At 53.5% G+C, this 271-nt stretch carries 1 protein-coding gene; it reads right to left on the bottom strand.

All coding sequences use genetic code 11. The annotated features are described in order from the left end of the window. The coding region (locus tag AC1RPW_RS08460) for a hypothetical protein (RefSeq protein ID WP_481769520.1) at positions 1-271 on the bottom strand (271 nt) is incomplete at both ends.

A 271-nucleotide genomic window follows, 5' to 3' on the forward strand; every position in this document is an offset into this window, starting at 1 on the left:
CGATGCCGTTACGGTTTGGAATATCGGATGGACACACCAACGTCGAGACGATGATGTAGTCTTCGATACGCGGAGAAATCTTATAGGTCTTTGCTGCAAACGGAAGCCACGTTTCGTAGTCCAAACGAGACACGAGGCCCTGATCTTTTTCCGCGTCAACAGCATCTTCGGTTCGACTCACGTTGTCAACATGCTGAGTCTGAAGCGCTTGTTGCTGGGCGTCCTCCGGTTCAATTGCCGGAGGCACGTCCGCAACTGCACGCTGACGTGG

Source organism: Dellaglioa sp. CoH-55-MRSF-8 (genome assembly GCF_056782195.1).